The sequence below is a fragment of the Halocola ammonii genome (assembly GCF_049334165.1).
Lineage (GTDB): Bacteria > Bacteroidota > Bacteroidia > Flavobacteriales_D > Sanyastnellaceae > JBEGHD01.
The window spans coordinates 373,026-391,910 of record NZ_JBEGHD010000001.1 but is presented as its reverse complement, the minus strand read 5'-3'; the positions used below and the strand labels follow the sequence as shown (position 1 = coordinate 391,910).

Below are 18,885 nucleotides of genomic sequence, written 5' to 3'. Positions count from 1 at the left end.
TGGTTGTAAAAGTGACTATACAGGTCTGAGGCTAAAGCGTAAAAAAGGCCGCCAATTTTTTTGACAGCCTTTTTTTAATTGATAAAAAATCAGGTTAGAGATTCATCTTTTCAAGTGAGAAGCGAAGGCGATCATCGCGTTTATAGTATTTGATCAAGCCAAAATATCCCGGTTTTGCCGGGTAAACTGCAAATGAAGAAGGACGATCATCGAGCTTCATCAAATCGCTAACGAGTTCCTGGTTTTCTGAATCGTACAAGAGGTTACCTACAACGTAATTGTTCTTTTCCCCTTTTTCTCTGTCAAAGTTAATGTACGCCACACTAAAAGTTTCAAAGTTGTTGGCCGTGGTCGTGTATCTGTAATCGAATGCACCGTAGAACCTTGCGAAATACGCCAGCGCTGTTGGGCTGTTCAGCCCTGCACCTTGAGGAAGTTGTACTCTTGATTTATCCTTTTCGTATACCTTGATGTCTTGTACCTCGAGGTTATCATTAAATTCAAATACAACCAGATTTAGGATAGTGAGTTGAACAAGAGCAGTCTCACCTCCGAGCATTGCCCCGGCAATTCCAAGAGCACTGGCAGTCTTTTTGAACTGCTCACCAACAGCAAACACCTTTCCATCTGCAGTTCTCAGCATGTTGTGGATGGTCAGGTTCGCGTCCTTGTCATAAAGATCGTCTCCGGCAGGTAAGTTCGGGTAAATGTCTTCTTTCCACGAAGCGAACCCTTCGCTTTGCAATTTTCCGTCTGCATTTAATGATTGAAAATAGAGTCCCTTACTTTCGTCTTTTCCTATCCGGTCTGTAAAGTCGTAGTACTCTCCATACACCATGTAGGCATTTGAAATGGCGTCATACGAAACACCATTAGGCATAAATTTTTTCTTCGCTTTTATTGGTTCGCTTTGGAAAAGCAGGTCACCAGATTGAGCATCGTGAAACAAGATCATTGAGACCTGGTCTTTGACGCTCATTCTTTTCGAGCGGGTACTAAAGAAAGTAGCAACAATATTTTCATCAGAATAGAACGGAATTCCAGATTCAAATGCTTTTTTGGCTTTTGTATTCGAATCGGCAATCCATTGTTGCTTACCATTATTATCGAACATTACCATTTTCATCCAAACTCCTTTTTTGTAGTCCATTTCGTAGCGCACAAACCCTTCGTTTGGAATAGCTGTGAGACCACCAGAGTAATTATTATCCTCATCACCAACTACCTGGAAGATCATTTCAATCTCAGCTGAATTTAGCTCGTTGGTATTGGTTTCACCCAGCTTTTCGCCTTCTCTGCTGTAGAGCAGATACTCCACTCTTCTAAACTGCGCATTGTAAAACGAAAAGCAAAGTGCTTCACCATTGTAAGCACTTTCGAGGAAGTAGTAATATTTTGATTTCACAAACTCGATTTCGTGGCTCACCTTCATATTGTTGTCCATAATTTGAAGAAGGTATTTTTTCTCTCTTCGACTCACTTTATCTGTCACGTAAAATGAGTAATAGCCAAGAACTTCATTGTTATCGAAGATTGATCCTGAGTTACCCGACTGAAATGATTTTACTCCAGTGATGCTGGTAGTTTGAGCCTGGATCAGTGATACAGAACATGCTATGAGCATGGTTAAGGTTAAAACTAGGTTTTTCATTATTGAATTATTTGGTTATGAATTTATTCTTCAATTTGGAGTGGTACTCTTCGTTGTCAAATTGTTTTTTGAAAGTGGCAGCTAGTTCGGCTCGTTCTTTTTCACTTTGGTCCATGCTGTTTATCAAAAGCATTACGTATCCTGAAAACACATCATCCTTTTGTCGTGGAGCCACATGCTGTTTTGCGTAGATTTTTGCTAACTCCTTGATCTCAGAAGTGCGGATGGAATGCAAAAAATTTACGATTTGATTGAAAGCAGGATGGTACTGGCTCGAAGGCATATTCACTACAGCCGAAAACTCATGTTCAAGTGCTGCAGCATAAATTTCGTAGAGGGCTTCAGCTACCGAGTTTTTCAAATACTGGTTTTCTGGAAAGTGTTCAAGTAGCTGCAGGGAGTGGTAAAGTTGATAGTCCCGATTGTCGTATTTCGCAAGCAAGTGAAGCATTTCAAATCTGGCACGAAGAAGAGTGGGCGACAGGTTTTTGAGGTCTGTGTAAAAAGAGTCCGCGGGAGCTTCTTTCAGTTCCAGATTGAGTGTTTTAGCGATTTCCTCAATCCTCAATTCTGTATCTGGGTGAGTCTTCAGTGAATCGGGGATTTCGTAAAGTTTTTCAAGATTCCCTCCGATGTCTGTTTCGTAATGAGTTTTCGTCCAATCATCCTGAAAAGGAAAATCATCAAACGACAAATGTTTATCCAGTTGAATCGAATCGCGATAAATAGGCCAATCTGAAAGGCTGAGTGTGTTCATCACATCAATCACCTTAGAATAGTCGTAATCTGTATTTAGAAAAAGCTGAAGACCCAGTGAATCTGCTTGCAGTTCTTTATCCACAGACTTTTCGTAAATGTCGGCCTGAAGGCTAAGTGAAAATTCGCTTATAGCGGATGATTGATTGTATTTCATTCGCTTAATCCGCCTAACTTCTTTTTTAAAAGATTTGTCGGTCAGGATTTGCGCTCTCTTGCGTGCGGAATGGATCGTGTGTTGCTCAATGTCGTGTGCAAGCTCGTGACAAATCACAAAAGCTATTTCATCGAGCGACCGCACATGACTTAGGAGCCCTTCGCTGATAAATACCACACCTCCACCCATATTGAAGGCATTAACCCTGAAGGTTCGCAAGATGAAAATTTGATATTCTTTTGTCAGTAACCCTGGATTGGAAGCCACAATGTGGCTGAGCATTTCTTTTAATACCACTCCAGAAGAATCGCTCGTCATCAACGAACTGCGCTCCTTCATTCGCTCAACCATTTCCTTTCTATTTAAAAGCAGCTCTTCGTATTCCTTGCGAGTTTTTCTCTGCATCTCAGGAAATGTCACTTCAATCTCGTTGAAGGCATTGATAAGGTTTGTGTACTCTTCCGCTGTAGGCTCGTAATCAAAACAGGGGATAAAATTTTGATAGAGATCCTGTGCGAAAAAAAATCTTGAGAAGAATAAGAAGAAGAAAAAGGTTAGAATAGAAGGCTTCATTTTTATAGCTCGGTAGTAAAACAGCCGGCAATATATCGCTTATCGGGGTAAAATTCAAACCTGAAATACTGACTGATCGGGAAGTATAGTTCGTAGGGGAACAAAATTAGCTGAAAATGAGATTTTTAGGGATCATACAAATCCAGCAAAAAAGCTACTGGCATTCCTCCCTCATTCGCTTAATCTCAATGTGTGAAGCTACATCTTCTAAATCAGAAAATTTTTCTTTGAAAAGATTCGAAAGGCTATCCAGTTTTTCGCAATTGTTTTGAATGCGACTTAGGACAATCAGATTGTAGAGCGCTCTTTTGTTTTGAAACTCCTCCCAGCATCGTTCGAACAAGGACCAGCTCTCTTTTAAATCATCTTTTTTGTGATTGAAACCGTAGCTCAAATAGTAGACCCACGCTTTGTCAAGCAAAAAATCTTCCAGACCGACATTAATTTCATTCACATTCAGTGAGTCTAAAAACTCTTTGTCAGCTACAACACTATCATAGCTCGGTACTCCGCACACCGCTGTGATTTCGGATTGAAGATCAGTGTAATTAGTTTGGGCAAAAGCAGCCGGACAGACTATCAAAATGGCAAGGAGGAAGAAAAATATTCTCATGGTTTAAATGTGTTGTGTAGAGTGCTAAAAATAGGATAAAAAATATTTTCCATTTGTTTTGCACAGTTTGGATGATTGCAGTAATATTGCACTCCATTTTTCGGGAGCAGAAATAGCTTCTAAAAATTGGAAAAACACATTCCTCAGTAGCTCAGTTGGTTAGAGCATCTGACTGTTAATCAGAGGGTCGCTGGTTCGAGTCCAGCCTGAGGAGCTTAAAACGAAAACCCGTTGCTTTCGAGTAGCGGGTTTTTTTGATTCTGTCCCACTGGTTCCCTCACTTCGATTCGAAACAATATCTTTGCCGGAGAAACTGAACAGCAAGCCGCGAAACGATGTGCTTGCCAACGCAAAAAAAACATTTTACAGCATGAAGTTAGTTGAAGTGGGCACCGTTGCCTTTGACGCCATAGAAACGCCTTTTGGAAAAACCGATAAAATTATCGGTGGGGCTGCTACTTACATCGGCCTTGCCGCCTCCTTTTTTGTAGAACGCTCTGGACTGGTTTCCGTTGTGGGAGATGATTTCCCTCAGGACATGATGGACGAGATGAAAAAGAGACGCATAGATCTCAGTGGACTCCAAATCAAAAAAGGCGAAAAATCCTTTTTCTGGTCGGGCAAGTACCACTACGACATGAACTCGCGCGACACACTAGCCACTGAGCTCAACGTACTGGCAGACTTCGAACCAGAAGTTCCAAATGATTGGAAAAACCCTGACGTGGTCATGCTCGGGAACCTGGCTCCACAGGTGCAGCTTTCTGTACTTGAGCAAATGGAAAAACGCCCCGGCCTCGTGGTGATGGACACCATGAACTTTTGGATGGACTCAGCTTTGGATGACCTCAAAAAAGTACTCGCCAAAGTGGATGTGGTTACCATCAACGATGAAGAAGCTCGTCAGCTATCTGGCGAACACTCACTGGTGAAAGCCGCCCGAAAGATCTACACGATGGGTCCAAAAACGGTAATCATTAAAAAAGGTGAACACGGTGCTCTGCTCTTCCGCGGTGACCGCGTTTTCTTCGCTCCTGCGCTCCCACTCGAGGATGTAGTTGACCCAACCGGAGCCGGAGATACTTTCGCGGGCGGATTTGTTGGCTACCTGGCCCACGCTCAGGATCACTCTTTCGAAAGCATGAAGCGCGGAATCATTATCGGTTCGGCAATGGCATCTTTTACTTGCGAAAAATTCGGAACCGAAAGATTAATGAGCCTCACCCAGGAAGAAATCGATACCCGAATTCAGGAATTTGTCAGCCTTGTTGATTTTGACATCGCTCTGGTAGATAACTAGGATTTTCTCCTAAAAGGAATTTTATTAGAAAAGCTCTCCCGACTGTGGAGGGCTTTTTTTAGTTTTTGTTGAAAGGGAAATACAATTCCGGATCTACTGCAACTCCACCTTTCCAAAGTTCAAAGTGCAAGTGAGGACCATCGGTGTGTTCGCCAGTGTCTCCAATAATGGCCACGGTTTCTCCGGCCTTCACCATATCGCCCTGCTTTTTGAAAAGTGCAGAGTTGTGCTTGTATACCGACACAAGGTTGAAATCGTGTTGGATCTGAATGACGTAACCTGCATCGGATGTCCAGGTGCTTAAAATGACAGAGCCGTCCATCACTGCTTTTATGGCTTCGTTTTTCGGAGCCACAATGTCGATGCCGTAGTGTCCAATTTTGGCGTCAAATCCAGACGAAACCGTTCCCTCAAGTGGTTTAAAAAGTAGCGACTTGCTCAACGATGAAGCATTTGAAAAAGGGTTTTCCATGGTTAGGCTAAACTGATCTTCTTCAGAAATTTGCGCTCGCAGCGCTGAGTCGGCTGGTGAAACGTTGAAGTTGAGGTCTTCGGTTTCCTGTCTTGTTCTTTGTCCGGCACTGTCGTTTTTCAGGCTGTCAATCTGGTCGATGGTTTGCCCAGAAAGGATGAGTCTCACGTGTTCCAGATAACGCTCTTGTTGCTGGTTGATTTCTCTCAAAGAGTCTACCTGAGCGCGAGCGTAATTGGCGTTTTGCCGCCATTCCGTGTCGGCATAGCCGGGAATAAGTTCTTTCAAGGGAGTAAAACTTACAAGCATCCAAAAAATGCCAATAAAGAGAGCAGTCACAAAAACAAGGCTCGCCACCACGTTCAGTGGAGTGAGTCGAAGCCTGAATCGCTCTTCAAAACTACCCTCATTCAAAATCACCAAACGGTAGGGAATCCGCAGGCGATGTATCACTTTTTTCTTCTTCTTTTTCTTGCTCACTTCTTGTCGAAAAAATGGAATTTCAAATATCCGAAATTCTTACCGAATGATTTGTCATTAGTGGTATTTCCGGGATTCACCTTTCTTTTCAAGAAAAATGAAATATTTTTGTCTCTTTTCAGTTTTTAAAAGCCCGAAAGCTAACGATTAAAGAACTTGAGCAAAATCAAACGTCATACTCTCTACTTTTCAGGACTGCTGTTGTTACTCACTACTCTCTTTGCGGGTTGCTCTACTGAACGAGATAGCTTCGTTCACAGAGTTTACCACAACACGACAGCACGCTACAACGGATTTTTCTATGCCAAAGAAAGTCTGAGAGAAGGAAGGGAAAAACTCAAAGAGAATCATCAGGATAACTACGATGAAATTCTTCCGATCTACATTTATGGAACGGAAGAAACCGCTTCTACTATTTATCCGCAGATGGAGCGTGTGATCGAAAAGTCTTCCAGAGTGGTGGATGAGCACACAATGAAAGTTTCTGGACGCTACAAGAAAAAAATGGAGCGCCCCGAAATGAACAAGTGGATTGACGACAACTACCTGCTTATTGGGATTGGTCATTTCTACAAGCGCGAATATTACAAGGCAGAGGAGTTTTTCAAGTTCGTAAGAAAGAAGTACGAATCTCCAGAAATGCAGATCAAGTCAAACATTTGGCTTGCGCGGACTTTCATCCAAAGAGATCAGGAAAACAAAGCTCGCGAAGCGCTGGTAAAAGCATCACAGGAGCGCAACTTTCCCACAGAGCTGAAAGCCGAATACAACCTGGCCTGGGCTCAGTACTACATCTACACAGAAGAATACGCTCAGGCGGCCAAGCACGTAGAAATTGCTATCCCTTTTATCGATAAGAAAAAAGAAAAGGCCAGGCCAACTTTCATCCTTGCTCAGCTCTATCAGCGAATCAACGATTCTGGAAAAGCCATTGCGGCTTACGATCAGGTGCTGGAGTACAAGCCGAAGTACGAGATGGAGTTTTACTCTCGCATCCACCAGGCGATGGCCTTCAGCAGAAGGGGAGACAACTCCACTCAGATAAAGAACACGCTCAACGAGATGCTCGATGATGACAAAAACCTCGAGTATCGCGATCAAATTCACTACGCACTGGCTGAAATATTTCTTGAAGAAAGAAACTTTGAACGTGGAATTTATCACCTCAAAGAATCGCTTCAGAAAAACGATGGTAACCAAAAACAGCGTGTAAAATCACTCATCAGGCTTGCCGACCTTTACTTTGAGCAACGTGAGTACCAGCCGGCTCAGGCATACTACGACAGCACAAGAATGATGATTGGCGAGGAGCATCAGCGCTACAAAGACATCGCCAACAAGGCAGAAAGTCTCGATGAACTGGTAGAGCACCTCAACGTCATTGAACGCAACGACAGCCTCTTGCAACTCGCTTCACTTTCTGCTAGCGACCTTGAGAAAAGACTTCAGGAAATCAGAGAAGAAGACGTTCGTCAGAAACAGGAAGAGCTCGACCGTCAGCGTCAGGAAATGCTCGCATCTAGCAATCTCGAAGACGGAGCTGAAAGCAACTTTTGGGCGTACAATCCAAACATGAAGCAGCGCGGAATGCAAACTTTTGTGGAAACCTGGGGAGATCGTCCACTCGAGGACAACTGGCGTAGAAAAAACAAAGTAAGAGATGCCTTTGCCGAAGACGAGCCAGAAACAGGTGAAGAGGAAAATCCTTTTGTGGCACCTGATGCCGACAGCATGGTGAAACCGCTCGAAGAGTACATGGCCAACGTGCCTTCCACTCAGGCAGAAAAAGACTCGCTGCGCGAAGCGATGGCCGAAGCCTACTACCTGGCCGGATTGATTTACAAAGAAAAGCTAGATGATTTTGACAACGCCATCGAGTCGTTCGAGGTTTTGGCAAAAACTTTCGAAGAGAGCGATTTCCACGTGATGACCTACTACCAGCTCTATCGCGCTTATTATAACAAGGAGCAGGAAGGTTACCAAAACCCTTTTTGTAGCACATGCAACTCCAAGTACTGGGGTGACCTCGTTCTCGAAGAATACCCCGAATCGGAATACGCCATGCTGGTGAAAAACCCAGACTTCCTCGAAATTGAAGAACTTGAGAAAGCCGAGGAGCTGGAAGAGTACAAGGCGATTTTCCAACAATATCGAAACCGACAGTACATCGATGTGGTGCAGGCCACCAAGAAAGTTATTCAGGAGCAGGAAGACAATCACCTGTTGCCAAAGTACTATCTGCTTAAAGCTCTGGCTCAGGGAGAGCTCGATGCGATGTCTCGAATTCGCGACAACTACATCGCAGCACTCGAAGACGTGGTAAGAACTTTCCCTGAAACCGAAGAAGCCATCCGAGCGCAGGAGATGCTCGATGAACTCAATGGCAAAAATGACGAGAAAGAAGAAGCAGCACAGGTTGAGCTCGACATGAGCGAAGAAGAAATGGAAGAAGGTCCGTTTGAGTGCAAGAAAAACGAAGAGCAGTGGTTTGCTTTGGCCTTTGAAAGAGATTCAGAAAATCTGCCTGCGGTTAAGGCAGCAATTTCCAACTTCAACCAGGCAAGCTACAAAAGTGCCGGACTTAGAGTTACCTCAAACCTGCTGGGCGGTTATGCCGTAGTATTGGTTAAGCAGTTTCCATCGTCAACAGAGGCCATGGATTACTTAACTGCTTTCAACAACAACGATAATGAAGTAAAAGACCTGAACAGCGCAGGTCATAAAATATTTGTGGTTACAAAGGACAACTACATCGAGCTTTTCAAAAACAAAAACATGGACCAATACGTTAGCTTCTTTAATGCTTGCTACGGTCAGGAAAAGCCTTAGTACATTCGCGTTAAACTCGCTTTAATCATGTTTAAAAACAGAAACAACATGGCACGAAATTCAGATCCGGCACCGGACATGTCTATCAACAGGATTGTAGAAGGAACTCAGGTAGAAGGCGACATCAAGTCGGAAAGCAATATCCGAATTGACGGCAAGTTCAAGGGGACAATTCAAACAAAGGGTCGCCTGGTTATTGGACCTACTGGTTTGGTGGAAGGAACAGTAGTTTGCCAGAATGCCGAAGTTGAAGGAAACATGATCGGGAAGATCTCTGTTGACCAGCTGCTCACGCTCAAGCCGACAGCAAAAATTGACGGAGACATTTTTACCGACAAACTATCTATCGAGGCGGGAGCGAGCTTTACAGGAGCATGCAACATGGCCTCGAAGGTGAAAGACATGAAAGACCTTGAGTCAAAATCAAAATCCAAAAAAGACGAAGAATACATCGAAGAAAAGTCAGCCTAATGACTTTATGAAATACACCGGCATGGCCATGAAAATGGCTATTGTTATTTTAGCCGGTGTGCTGGGCGGACGCGAAATCGATGATCGCAGCTCGATGGAATTCCCACTGTGGACCCTCGTGCTCTCCTTGGTTGGTGTTGCCCTGGCCATTTACTTCGTTATCAAAGACACATCACGCTAATTAAATATGGGAGCTAAATACATCGTCAGGCTTTTGATCACTGCAGTCATTCTATTAGCTGCAGCCTGGCTTCTCGACACCTACGTTGAAAAAGTCAACCTCCCAATCGTAGTCTACTTTATTATTGTCGGCTTCACTCTACTCACCTGGCTACTGCACGGTTTTGTGATGAGTGCCAACAAACAGAGCCCGCAGCGATTTGTCGCTCATTTTATGGCGAGCATTACCGTCAAGCTTTTTGCCTCCATTGCCTTTTTGGTGATTTACCTCTACCTCGTGAAAGCTCACAAGGTAGAAGTTGCCATTTCACTGCTCAGCACTTACATGGTTTTTACCTTTTTTGAAGTTATCACCATGCAGGGTCTTCTTCGCGGAAAATAGGCTGCTCTTTCGATACAGAAACTTCAATTGCAGCAACACTCGCAAGACCTTTCAACAGGGGGCAAAAAAAATGTTGAAAAACCCTTCAAATCTTTTATTAATGTCTACTTTTGCACCGAATTTTTAGAGGAGGTAATATTCTAAAAGGATGCGAAAACACATGAATGTAGCATACAGAAAGAGCATTTTTACCGGGTTGTTTGCGTTGGCCTTTGCGCTTTTTTCAACAACCGGTTTTGCTTCCGCTGGGGGAGATGACGAAGAATTCAATCCTGGTGAAATGATCATGCATCACATTTCGGATGCACACGAAATTCACGTAATTGGCGACATCGCTATTTACCTCCCGGTGATTCTCTTCACCGAAGATGGAGTAGATGTATTTTCTTCTTCACATTTCTACCACAATGTGAAACACGCTCAGGTGAATGACACCACCACGATTGAGTACATGGAGTACGATGACTACATCATGCACCACGAAACCATCTACTACAAGGGAGACACAAACGACATTGCAGGTTTTCACGATGGACATCTGGACAATGCAAAACCTTTCGATTTTTCGATCACCAAAACAGTAGCAGGTATGTTGCTGGTGATGGTTTTGATGGTGATCATCTTTACTTCAGTAGCCCGCGGGTTTAAAAAGAACAAAGGACAAGCTCCGAAAGGAGTGCAGTCACTGATGGAGCCGCTAATCGTTTTCATTCGCGATGAGGTGGCACTTCCAAACTTTAGCAGCAAGGAAAAAGCCTATACGTTTTTGCCTTTCCTGCTTTCGATTTTCTTTTTCATTTGGATTGCAAACATTCTCGGACTGATTCCTTTCCTCGGTGGATTTAACATCACCGGAACAATGGGTGTAACTGCTGTGATGGCGGCCATTGTATTCATCATCACTACAGTGAAAGGAAACCGCCACTATTGGACACACATCCTTTGGCCAGAAGGCGTTCCGTTTCCGATCAAGTTAATTCTCGTTCCTATCGAATTCCTCGGAATTTTCATTAAGCCATTCGTATTGATGGTTCGTTTGACAGCCAACATCACGGCTGGTCACATCATCATTTTGGCTTTTGTGAGTTTGGTGCTCATCTTTGGTGAGCAGAGTGCAGTTGCAGGATATTCTGTAGGGGTAGGTTCTGTGTTGTTCATGGTTTTCATGTTCTTCATCGAGCTGTTGGTAGCGTTTCTTCAGGCGTATGTTTTTACGCTGTTGGCCGCTATCTATTTTGCTGATGCTACCCAGGAGGCGCATCACTAAAAACAAATTTGGATTTATTTATAAATAGTTAAATACACACACAAATGGATCTTATGAATCTTATCATGTTGGCTGCTGAAGCCGGATGGGCAGGAATCGGAGCTGGAATTGCAGCGATCGGAGCCGGACTCGGAATTGGCCGTATCGGTGAAGGTGCGCTTTCAGCAATTGCTCGTCAGCCGGAATCAACTGGTGACCTTCGTGCAAACATGATCGTGGCCGCGGCACTTATTGAAGGTGTTGCACTTTTTGCTGTGATTGTTTGTCTGCTCGTGGTACTATAAGCCAACGAAAGAAAGTAGAAAGCTGCTAAGTCCCGCGCGATTGGCGCGGGCTGCAGCTTTTACCAAAATTGTGAATTGAAACTTTTTAATAGATAATAATAGCATGTTATCAATCAGTATAGGAACAGTAATTTGGTCAACCATCGCCTTTTTGGTGGTGCTTTTGATCCTCGCCAAAACAGCGTGGAAGCCAATCCTTAAAATGCTCCGTGATCGCGAAGACTCTATTGAGAACGCCCTACAGGAAGCAGAAAAGGCTCGTCAGGAAATGTCCAACTTGCGTTCGGACAACGAAAAGCTACTTCAGGAAGCGCGTGAAGAGCGCGACAATATCCTGAAAGAAGCACGCGAAGTGAAAGAAAACATTATTTCTGAAGCCAAGAAAAAGGCGGGTGAAGAAGGAGATCGATTGATGGCAAACGCCAAAGACGAAATCGAAAACCAAAAGCGTGCAGCTCTTCAGGAGCTAAAATCGCAAGTAGCGTCTCTCTCTATCGAAATTGCCGAGAAGGTAATTCGCGAGCATCTATCAGACGAAACGCGCCAGAAGGAATTGGTAAACAACTACCTCGAAGAAGCGAAATTAAACTGATCTCGACACCATGAAGAATTCGAAGGTTGCTAAAAGGTATGCAAAGTCGCTGCTCGATTTGTCTCTTGAGAAAAACATTCTCGACAAGACTTATGAGGACATGCAGACTATACTGAGAGCCATCGGTGAAAGCCGCGACCTCGAGCGAATGTTGCTGAGCCCAGTTTTGCAGCCTTCGCAAAAGGTGAAAGCACTTGAGGCTATTTTTACCGAGCATATTGATGAACAATCAATGAATTTCATTCGTCTCATCTGCCGTCAGGGTAGAGAGAAAGGAACGGCTGAAATAGTCGAGAAATTCATTGCGATGGTAAAAGAGCACAAAAACATTATTGAAGCTTACGTGACTACTGCAATTCCATTGGATGACAGTAGTAGAGATAAGTTGAGAAAAATTATTACAGAAAGCCACACAGGCACTGTGGAGCTGCACGAAAAAGTGGATGCTTCAATCGTTGGAGGATTCATTCTCAAAGTAGGAGATCAGCGCATCGATGCATCAGTGGCGAGTAAATTGAGAAAATTGAGACGAGAGTTCGTAGGAGCTAGCGTCAATTAATTAGTTAAGATTTTTCAGGGAACTAATCCCTAACCGATAAAAAAACAGAATAAAATGGCTGAAGTAAAACCGGCAGAAGTATCGTCAATCTTGCGCGAGCAATTGTCAAACTTCAAATCTGAAGCAGACCTCCAGGAAGTTGGAACCGTTTTGCAAATTGGTGACGGTATCGCACGTATCTACGGATTGTCACACGTACAGTCCGGAGAGCTAATCGAATTTGAAACAGGTGTTCGAGGAATTGTTCTGAACCTCGAGGAAGACAATGTTGGAGCCGTATTGCTCGGTGAATACAACAACCTCAAAGAGGGCGACACCGTAAAGCGCACCGGACAAATTGCCTCAATCAATGTAGGTGAAGGCATGCTCGGGCGTGTTGTTAACACACTCGGTGAGCCAATTGATGGTAAAGGACCTATCGAAGGAGAAACTTTTGAAATGCCTATTGAGCGTAAAGCTCCGGGTGTTATTTATCGCCAGCCAGTTGACGAGCCGCTTCAAACAGGTGTTAAGTCTGTAGATGCGATGATTCCAATCGGACGTGGCCAGCGTGAGTTGATCATTGGTGACCGCCAAACTGGTAAGTCTACTGTGGCGATTGACACGATCATCAACCAGCGCGAGTTTTACGAAAAAGGTGAGCCAGTTTACTGTATCTATGTGGCTATTGGACAAAAAGGTTCTACAGTGGCACAGGTAGTAAAGACACTCGAAGATAACGGAGCAATGGACTACACTACAGTGGTAGCTGCCAACGCTTCTGACCCGGCACCACTTCAGTTCTACGCACCATTTGCCGGAGCTGCAATTGGAGAATATTTCCGCGATACAGGTCGTCCGGCATTGATTGTTTTCGATGACTTGTCAAAGCAGGCTGTTGCCTACCGTGAGGTGTCACTTCTCTTGAGAAGACCTCCAGGTCGTGAGGCTTACCCTGGTGACGTTTTCTATCTGCACTCGCGTTTGCTCGAGCGTGCGGCAAAAATTAATCAAACGGATGCCATTGCAGAGCAAATGAACGACCTTCCAGACTCGCTCAAAGGAAAAGTAAAAGGTGGAGGATCACTCACAGCTCTTCCAATTATCGAAACACAAGCGGGTGACGTTTCGGCTTATATTCCAACCAACGTAATTTCGATTACCGATGGTCAGATCTTCCTCGAGTCGAACCTCTTCCTCTCTGGTGTTCGTCCAGCGATCAACGTAGGTATCTCGGTATCTCGTGTTGGTGGTTCGGCACAAATTAAGTCGATGAAGAAAGTTGCCGGTACACTCAAACTCGACCAGGCTCAGTACCGCGAGCTCGAGGCCTTTGCCAAGTTCGGTTCTGACCTCGATGAGGCGACCAAGTCTGTACTTGAAAAAGGTGCGCGCAACGTGGAGATTTTGAAGCAGCCAGAAAATTCACCATTGAGAGTTGATCAGCAAATTGCGATCATCTACCTCGGTGTAAACAACTTGCTCAGAAACGTTCCGGTGAACAAGGTGAAAGAATTCGAAGCAGAATTCCTAGAGCACCTCGAAGCAAACCACAAGGACGCGCTCAACACACTTGCATCAGGTAAGTTGGCTGAAGAAGCTACTCAAGTACTCGAGAAGGTTGCCAAAGACCTCACCGCCAAATACTAATTTGGACAGTTAAAGGAAAGAGAAGAAAAGAAAAATAGAACATGGCAGGACTAAAGGAAATACGCAGCAGGATCACATCGGTAAACTCTACCAGACAGATCACCAGCGCCATGAAAATGGTTTCTGCCGCGAAGCTGCGAAGAGCTCAGGAGGCAATCGAAAGAATGCATCCTTACGCTGAAAAGCTACGGGAGCTCCTTGAAAATGTAAGTGCCAGTCTCGATGATACCGAAGGAGTATACTCCAAACAGCGAGAAGTAAAGAAGGTATTGCTCGTGGCCATCACGTCCAACAGAGGACTTAGCGGTGCATTCAACAACAACATCATCAAGACCGTGAAGACCATGATCAACGATGATTACATGGATGCTGATGTGAGCGTTGTGACAGTGGGTAAGAAGGCCTATGATGCATTGAAGCGAACTCCAAACTACACAGCCGAGGGGCAAAAGCTCGAGCCTAACGAAATCTTTGACGACTTGTCTTTTGATAATGTGAAGTCGATTGCTGAGCCGATTATGGAGCAGTTCGTTGATGAAAAATGGGATCGCGTAGTTCTTGTTTACAACCACTTTATAAATGCAGCTGTACAGCAAGTTCAAAAAGAACAGTTCTTGCCAATAAAGCCAGCGAAAGACGACTCAGACCCTAACAATAAGTCAGCTAACAGCGACTATATTTTTGAGCCGAATAAGGAAGATATCGTTAGAGAACTGATTCCTAAGTCACTCAAGATTCAGTTCTATAAAGCTATCCTCGACTCATGGGCATCTGAGCACGGAGCCAGAATGACAGCGATGCACAAGGCAACCGACAACGCAGGCGACCTGCTCAAAGAATTGAAACTGACCTACAACAAAGCGCGTCAGACTTCGATTACCAACGAGATTTTGGAAATCGTGAGTGGAGCAGAAGCTTTGAATGGTTAGGAAAGAATAAACTTCAAAATGAATCCCGCATTTGAGAAATCGAGTGCGGGATTTTTGTTTGGAGATGGTTTTTCAAAATCCCTGAGATCCAATGCTGACGGACATTGTAGAGGTGGTGCAGTTTTTGCTACACGTGGCAACTCACAAAAGTGTAAATTCGTCCTGACCGGACCTCCACATGAAGAGAAGACTGAAGTTTAACTTAAGAATGCGCATCTGGCTCTCCATGCTTGCGCTTATCCTGTTGGCATTTTTGCTCACCGGGCTCACGGCTTACTACCACTACAAGCAGCAAAATGAAGAGTACCACGAGCAGCGATTGCAACGGAAGGAAAATGCCGTTCAGTCGAGCATGGATTATTTCCTGAGACAAAGAGGAGGACACATCAGTCAGGATTCCGTCACCGCTGTTTTTTCAAGTAAAATCTGCGAGCTATCGGATATCCACAACCTTCCGATCAACATGTACAACCTCGATGGGGAGTTGATCATTAGCTCCAATCCCGCGTTTCAGGAAGAAAAGCAGTTGCCTGAAAACATTGAGTACACGATTTTAAAACAACTGGCTACGGGAAACACCAGGGCTGTGATCGACAAGCACTACGAAAAGGACGAATATTTTTTGGCCTACTGGTATTTCATGGATTCCAGCGACAAGCCAATCGCGATAATCAACATTCCGTACTTCGACACGGAAAGAATTAACCCAGAAGAACTCAACATTTTTCTAATCCAGCTCACAGAAATTTACATCCTGCTTTTTATCGGTGCTGGAGCTCTCGCTTATTTTCTTTCTAACTATATCACCATAAGTTTGAAAACCATTGGGCAACGCCTAAAGACCGTAGAGTTTGGAAAGAAAAATAAGCCGATCAAATGGCATGCAGATGACGAGATAGGGACGCTGGTAGACGAATACAATCGAATGCTTAAAGAGGTGGAGCGAAGTGCAAACCTGCTGGCTCGTAGCGAACGAGAAAGCGCCTGGCGCGAAATGGCAAAACAGGTAGCCCACGAAATAAAGAATCCGCTAACTCCTATGAAGCTGCGCGTTCAGCATCTCGAACGCGCCTGGCAGGATCAGAAGCCAGATTTTGATGAACGGCTGAGAAATTTCTCTAAATCGCTGGTTGAGCAAATCGACACGCTAACGAATATTGCCAACGAGTTCAGCCACTTCGCAAAGATGCCCAAGGCCAAAATTGAGAGAATCGATCTTTCAGACACCATTAAGTCTTCGCTCGAACTCTTTCAGGAAAGTGAGAAAGTCGAATTTAACTTTGAGGACAAGTCTGAGGGAAAAGCCTGGATTCGAGCCGATAAAGATCACCTTACACGTGTGTTCAACAATTTGATTACCAATGCTATTCAGGCCATTCCGGATAGCCGGCCAGGCAAAGTTGATGTACTCCTGAAACGCGACCACGAACAGCTGCTAGTTGAGGTTCGAGACAATGGAGAGGGCATCCCGGAGGATAAACAGAATAAGATTTTTGAACCCAATTTCACAACGAAAAGAACCGGGACCGGTTTGGGACTTGCCATGGTTAAAAACATCATCGAAAATTCTCGTGGTGAGGTTTGGTTTGAGTCTGTCCCAGGGTCTGGCACTGTGTTCTTTATCTCCTTTCCAGCGGCCTAATCTAAAACCCGTCAGCCGCAGCTTCCGCTCGCCATTTTTATCGTCCACTCCTGTAAACGTTCGACACGTTGGAAACATTTAACATAAAAATCGTTTCCAATGTGGAATCAGTGACTTACTTTTGCCGCCACTATGGATAAGAAAGAGGAAAGAATCATTGTTGGTGCTCGCGACCTGTTCATGAGATTCGGCATTAAGTCGCTGAACATGGACGACATAGCTCGTGAGCTTGGAGTGTCCAAGAAAACGATTTACCAGTTTGTAAACGATAAAAATGATCTGGTAGATCGAGCCTTTGCACAAGTGATACAAGAGGAGTGCTGTGAAGTGAAGGACCTAACGGATAAAGGATTAAATGCTATAGACGAACTTTTTGAGTTGAGCAGGTACATTGTGCAAATGCTCTCACAAGTCCACCCATCTATCCATTACGACCTGGTGAAGTATCACCCTGAAGTATTTCGCAAAAGGAAATCGCAGCAGCAAGACATGGTTTATGATGTGATGCATCAAAACCTGGAAAAAGGTAAGATAGAGGGTCTTTATCGGGAAGATCTTAAAACTGATATCATCGCCAAAATTTACATCGCCAGAATGGACATGTTTTTTGACGGTGAAACATTTCCACCCCACGAGACCAACTTCAGCGAAGTTTACATGGAGTCTTTTCGATACCACATTCGCGGAATCGCCAGTGATAAGGGCGTGAAGTATCTCGTGGAGAAAGTCAAGAAAGAACAAAACAGTCAAGAAGGATTAAAAGGATAAACTGAGATGACAAAACTGAAAATATTCATACTTCTTTTGTTGGCCCCAACAGTTTTGCTGGCGCAGCAAACAGAAGAGCTTACACTGGAGGAGGCACAGCAGTTTGCGCTGGAAAATAGCTACAGCACACGCTCGGCAGAGCTGGAAATCGATAAGGCCAAAAGGGATGTGAAAGCTACTACGGCCATTGGTTTACCGCAAATCAACGGGGCTGTGAACTACCAAAACAACGTGCAGATTCCAACTCAGCTGATTCCCGCGGAAGCTTTTGGAGGCCCACCGGGAACATTTCAAGCCGTTCAGTTCGGAGTAGAACACAACCTCAACGCGAGCCTCACTGTAGACCAGCTTCTCTTTGACGGTTCGTTTTTCGTGGGATTGCAGGCTTCCAAAACCTACAAGGAGCTATCGCAAATTCAGCTTTCGCGCTCCAAAACAGAAACCAGATTTCAGGTGGCCCAGGCTTACTACAACGCTCTTTCCGCTCAGGAGAATGCAGAAATTCTGAACGAGAGTTTAAACCTACTTCAAAAATCGCTGAGCGACACCCGGGCGATGTACGAAAATGGATTCGTGGAAGAGCAGGATGTAGATCAACTTGAGCTTTCTGTAGCAGACATCGAAAATCAAATTCGCTACGCAGAGCAGCAAGCAGGTATCGCAATCGACCTTCTCAAGTTTCAAATGGGAATGTCGCTCGATACGGAAATTGTGCTCGAAGACGACATTGATAAGTTGACACAAGGTGATCTCGCGAGCTTGACAAATTCAGAGTTTGCAGCTCAAAAGAATGATCAGTATCGCATTGCACGCACCAATATGGAACTGCAAATGCTAAACGCCAAAAGGGAAAAAGCACTTGCTCTTCCGAGGCTTTCTGCTTTTTACCAGTATACACAACAGGGTCAGAGCCAGGAGTTTAACTTTTTGGAGTCTTCAGAACCCTGGTTTCCAACACAAGTGGTAGGCGTGCGATTGAACGTTCCAATTTTCACCAGTTTTAGGAGATACAACATCGTACAAAAAGCCAAGCTCGATGTGAAAGTAGCCGAGCTGCAACTTGAGCAAGCTGAAGAAAGCCTCAAGCTCGAATACCGCAGAGCAAAGTCAGATTATCTCTATGCACTGGAAAATTTTCAGACTGCAGAGGAAAACATGAAGCTGGCAAGGAAAATATTCGACAAAACACAAACGAAATATCAGGAGGGGATTTCCGACAGCTTTGAGCTCACTCAGGCTGAAAATCAACTTCTAGACAAACAAGGAGCATACATCAACGCTGTAGTAAACCTGCTCAACGCCAAGGCGAGCTACAATAAAATACTCAATCAGTAATCAAAAGAATTGAAGG

General features: G+C 44.4%; 18 protein-coding genes and 1 tRNA gene. 15 read left to right on the top strand and 4 right to left on the bottom strand.

Translation table 11 applies throughout. The features are described from left to right. Window positions 1–94 precede the first annotated feature (94 nt). The 3 genes from ABHV44_RS01575 to ABHV44_RS01565 all read right to left on the bottom strand — a co-directional run bounded on the left by ABHV44_RS01575 (window position 95) and on the right by ABHV44_RS01565 (window position 3,750). Window positions 95–1,651: a DUF6770 family protein gene (locus ABHV44_RS01575; protein ID WP_459072881.1), complete on the bottom strand. Its 1,557-nt coding sequence runs from the start codon at window positions 1,649–1,651 to the stop codon at window positions 95–97. A gap of 7 nt (window positions 1,652–1,658) precedes the next feature. Continuing rightward, entirely contained in the window at window positions 1,659–3,137 is a 1,479-nt protein-coding gene (locus ABHV44_RS01570) for a M48 family metalloprotease (protein WP_459072880.1), read from the bottom strand. A gap of 154 nt (window positions 3,138–3,291) precedes the next feature. Continuing rightward, window positions 3,292–3,750, bottom strand: a complete 459-nt coding sequence (locus ABHV44_RS01565; RefSeq protein WP_459072879.1) for a hypothetical protein — start codon at window positions 3,748–3,750, stop codon at window positions 3,292–3,294. A gap of 140 nt (window positions 3,751–3,890) precedes the next feature. Here ABHV44_RS01565 and ABHV44_RS01560 point away from each other — a divergent pair. Further along, window positions 3,891–3,964, top strand: a tRNA-Asn gene (locus tag ABHV44_RS01560). Window positions 3,965–4,120: 156 nt separating this feature from the next. Further along, entirely contained in the window at window positions 4,121–5,050 is a 930-nt protein-coding gene (locus tag ABHV44_RS01555; RefSeq protein WP_459072878.1) for a PfkB family carbohydrate kinase, read from the top strand. A gap of 58 nt (window positions 5,051–5,108) precedes the next feature. Here the strand turns inward: ABHV44_RS01555 and ABHV44_RS01550 are convergent, their stop codons facing one another. Then, entirely contained in the window at window positions 5,109–6,002 is an 894-nt protein-coding gene (locus ABHV44_RS01550) for a M23 family metallopeptidase (RefSeq protein ID WP_459072877.1), read from the bottom strand. A gap of 156 nt (window positions 6,003–6,158) precedes the next feature. Between ABHV44_RS01550 and porW the strand changes: the two genes are divergently transcribed. From porW to ABHV44_RS01485, 13 genes are all read left to right on the top strand, one after another. After that, window positions 6,159–8,831, top strand: a complete 2,673-nt coding sequence (gene porW, locus ABHV44_RS01545) for a type IX secretion system periplasmic lipoprotein PorW/SprE (RefSeq protein WP_459072876.1) — start codon at window positions 6,159–6,161, stop codon at window positions 8,829–8,831. 48 nt (window positions 8,832–8,879) lie between these two features. Next, window positions 8,880–9,302: a bactofilin family protein gene (locus ABHV44_RS01540; RefSeq protein ID WP_459072875.1), complete on the top strand. Its 423-nt coding sequence runs from the start codon at window positions 8,880–8,882 to the stop codon at window positions 9,300–9,302. Between the two features lie 7 nt (window positions 9,303–9,309). Continuing rightward, window positions 9,310–9,483: an AtpZ/AtpI family protein gene (locus ABHV44_RS01535; protein WP_459072874.1), complete on the top strand. Its 174-nt coding sequence runs from the start codon at window positions 9,310–9,312 to the stop codon at window positions 9,481–9,483. 6 nt (window positions 9,484–9,489) lie between these two features. Beyond that, window positions 9,490–9,864, top strand: a complete 375-nt coding sequence (locus ABHV44_RS01530) for a hypothetical protein (RefSeq protein ID WP_459072873.1) — start codon at window positions 9,490–9,492, stop codon at window positions 9,862–9,864. Between the two features lie 160 nt (window positions 9,865–10,024). Then, on the top strand, window positions 10,025–11,131 hold the full coding sequence (atpB, locus tag ABHV44_RS01525; protein ID WP_459072872.1) for a F0F1 ATP synthase subunit A: 1,107 nt from the start codon (window positions 10,025–10,027) through the stop codon (window positions 11,129–11,131). Between the two features lie 53 nt (window positions 11,132–11,184). After that, window positions 11,185–11,415: an ATP synthase F0 subunit C gene (gene atpE, locus ABHV44_RS01520; protein ID WP_459072871.1), complete on the top strand. Its 231-nt coding sequence runs from the start codon at window positions 11,185–11,187 to the stop codon at window positions 11,413–11,415. A 103-nt stretch (window positions 11,416–11,518) separates the two neighbouring features. Next, window positions 11,519–12,007: a F0F1 ATP synthase subunit B gene (locus ABHV44_RS01515; protein WP_459072870.1), complete on the top strand. Its 489-nt coding sequence runs from the start codon at window positions 11,519–11,521 to the stop codon at window positions 12,005–12,007. A 10-nt stretch (window positions 12,008–12,017) separates the two neighbouring features. Next, on the top strand, window positions 12,018–12,566 hold the full coding sequence (gene atpH / locus ABHV44_RS01510) for an ATP synthase F1 subunit delta (RefSeq protein WP_459072869.1): 549 nt from the start codon (window positions 12,018–12,020) through the stop codon (window positions 12,564–12,566). Between the two features lie 54 nt (window positions 12,567–12,620). Then, window positions 12,621–14,195, top strand: a complete 1,575-nt coding sequence (atpA, locus tag ABHV44_RS01505) for a F0F1 ATP synthase subunit alpha (RefSeq protein ID WP_459072868.1) — start codon at window positions 12,621–12,623, stop codon at window positions 14,193–14,195. A 41-nt stretch (window positions 14,196–14,236) separates the two neighbouring features. Beyond that, window positions 14,237–15,124: an ATP synthase F1 subunit gamma gene (gene atpG, locus ABHV44_RS01500; protein ID WP_459072867.1), complete on the top strand. Its 888-nt coding sequence runs from the start codon at window positions 14,237–14,239 to the stop codon at window positions 15,122–15,124. A 178-nt stretch (window positions 15,125–15,302) separates the two neighbouring features. Further along, entirely contained in the window at window positions 15,303–16,766 is a 1,464-nt protein-coding gene (locus ABHV44_RS01495) for a sensor histidine kinase (protein ID WP_459072866.1), read from the top strand. Between the two features lie 132 nt (window positions 16,767–16,898). Next, window positions 16,899–17,534, top strand: a complete 636-nt coding sequence (locus ABHV44_RS01490; RefSeq protein WP_459072865.1) for a TetR/AcrR family transcriptional regulator — start codon at window positions 16,899–16,901, stop codon at window positions 17,532–17,534. Window positions 17,535–17,540: 6 nt separating this feature from the next. Next, window positions 17,541–18,869 (top strand): TolC family protein, encoded by a 1,329-nt coding sequence (locus ABHV44_RS01485; RefSeq protein ID WP_459072864.1) that lies wholly within the window; start codon window positions 17,541–17,543, stop codon window positions 18,867–18,869. The last annotated feature ends 16 nt before the right edge of the window (window positions 18,870–18,885 follow it).

Coding starts and splice junctions, on each gene's coding strand:
- ABHV44_RS01515 (WP_459072870.1), top strand. CDS start 11,519: ATGTTATCAATCAGTATAGGAACAGTAATTTGGTCAACCATCGCCTTT.
- atpG (WP_459072867.1), top strand. CDS start 14,237: ATGGCAGGACTAAAGGAAATACGCAGCAGGATCACATCGGTAAACTCT.
- atpE (WP_459072871.1), top strand. CDS start 11,185: ATGAATCTTATCATGTTGGCTGCTGAAGCCGGATGGGCAGGAATCGGA.
- ABHV44_RS01535 (WP_459072874.1), top strand. CDS start 9,310: ATGAAATACACCGGCATGGCCATGAAAATGGCTATTGTTATTTTAGCC.
- ABHV44_RS01540 (WP_459072875.1), top strand. CDS start 8,880: ATGGCACGAAATTCAGATCCGGCACCGGACATGTCTATCAACAGGATT.
- ABHV44_RS01530 (WP_459072873.1), top strand. CDS start 9,490: ATGGGAGCTAAATACATCGTCAGGCTTTTGATCACTGCAGTCATTCTA.
- ABHV44_RS01555 (WP_459072878.1), top strand. CDS start 4,121: ATGAAGTTAGTTGAAGTGGGCACCGTTGCCTTTGACGCCATAGAAACG.
- ABHV44_RS01495 (WP_459072866.1), top strand. CDS start 15,303: ATGAAGAGAAGACTGAAGTTTAACTTAAGAATGCGCATCTGGCTCTCC.
- atpA (WP_459072868.1), top strand. CDS start 12,621: ATGGCTGAAGTAAAACCGGCAGAAGTATCGTCAATCTTGCGCGAGCAA.
- ABHV44_RS01485 (WP_459072864.1), top strand. CDS start 17,541: ATGACAAAACTGAAAATATTCATACTTCTTTTGTTGGCCCCAACAGTT.
- atpB (WP_459072872.1), top strand. CDS start 10,025: ATGAATGTAGCATACAGAAAGAGCATTTTTACCGGGTTGTTTGCGTTG.
- ABHV44_RS01575 (WP_459072881.1), bottom strand. CDS start 1,651: ATGAAAAACCTAGTTTTAACCTTAACCATGCTCATAGCATGTTCTGTA.
- ABHV44_RS01565 (WP_459072879.1), bottom strand. CDS start 3,750: ATGAGAATATTTTTCTTCCTCCTTGCCATTTTGATAGTCTGTCCGGCT.
- ABHV44_RS01490 (WP_459072865.1), top strand. CDS start 16,899: ATGGATAAGAAAGAGGAAAGAATCATTGTTGGTGCTCGCGACCTGTTC.
- atpH (WP_459072869.1), top strand. CDS start 12,018: ATGAAGAATTCGAAGGTTGCTAAAAGGTATGCAAAGTCGCTGCTCGAT.
- ABHV44_RS01570 (WP_459072880.1), bottom strand. CDS start 3,137: ATGAAGCCTTCTATTCTAACCTTTTTCTTCTTCTTATTCTTCTCAAGA.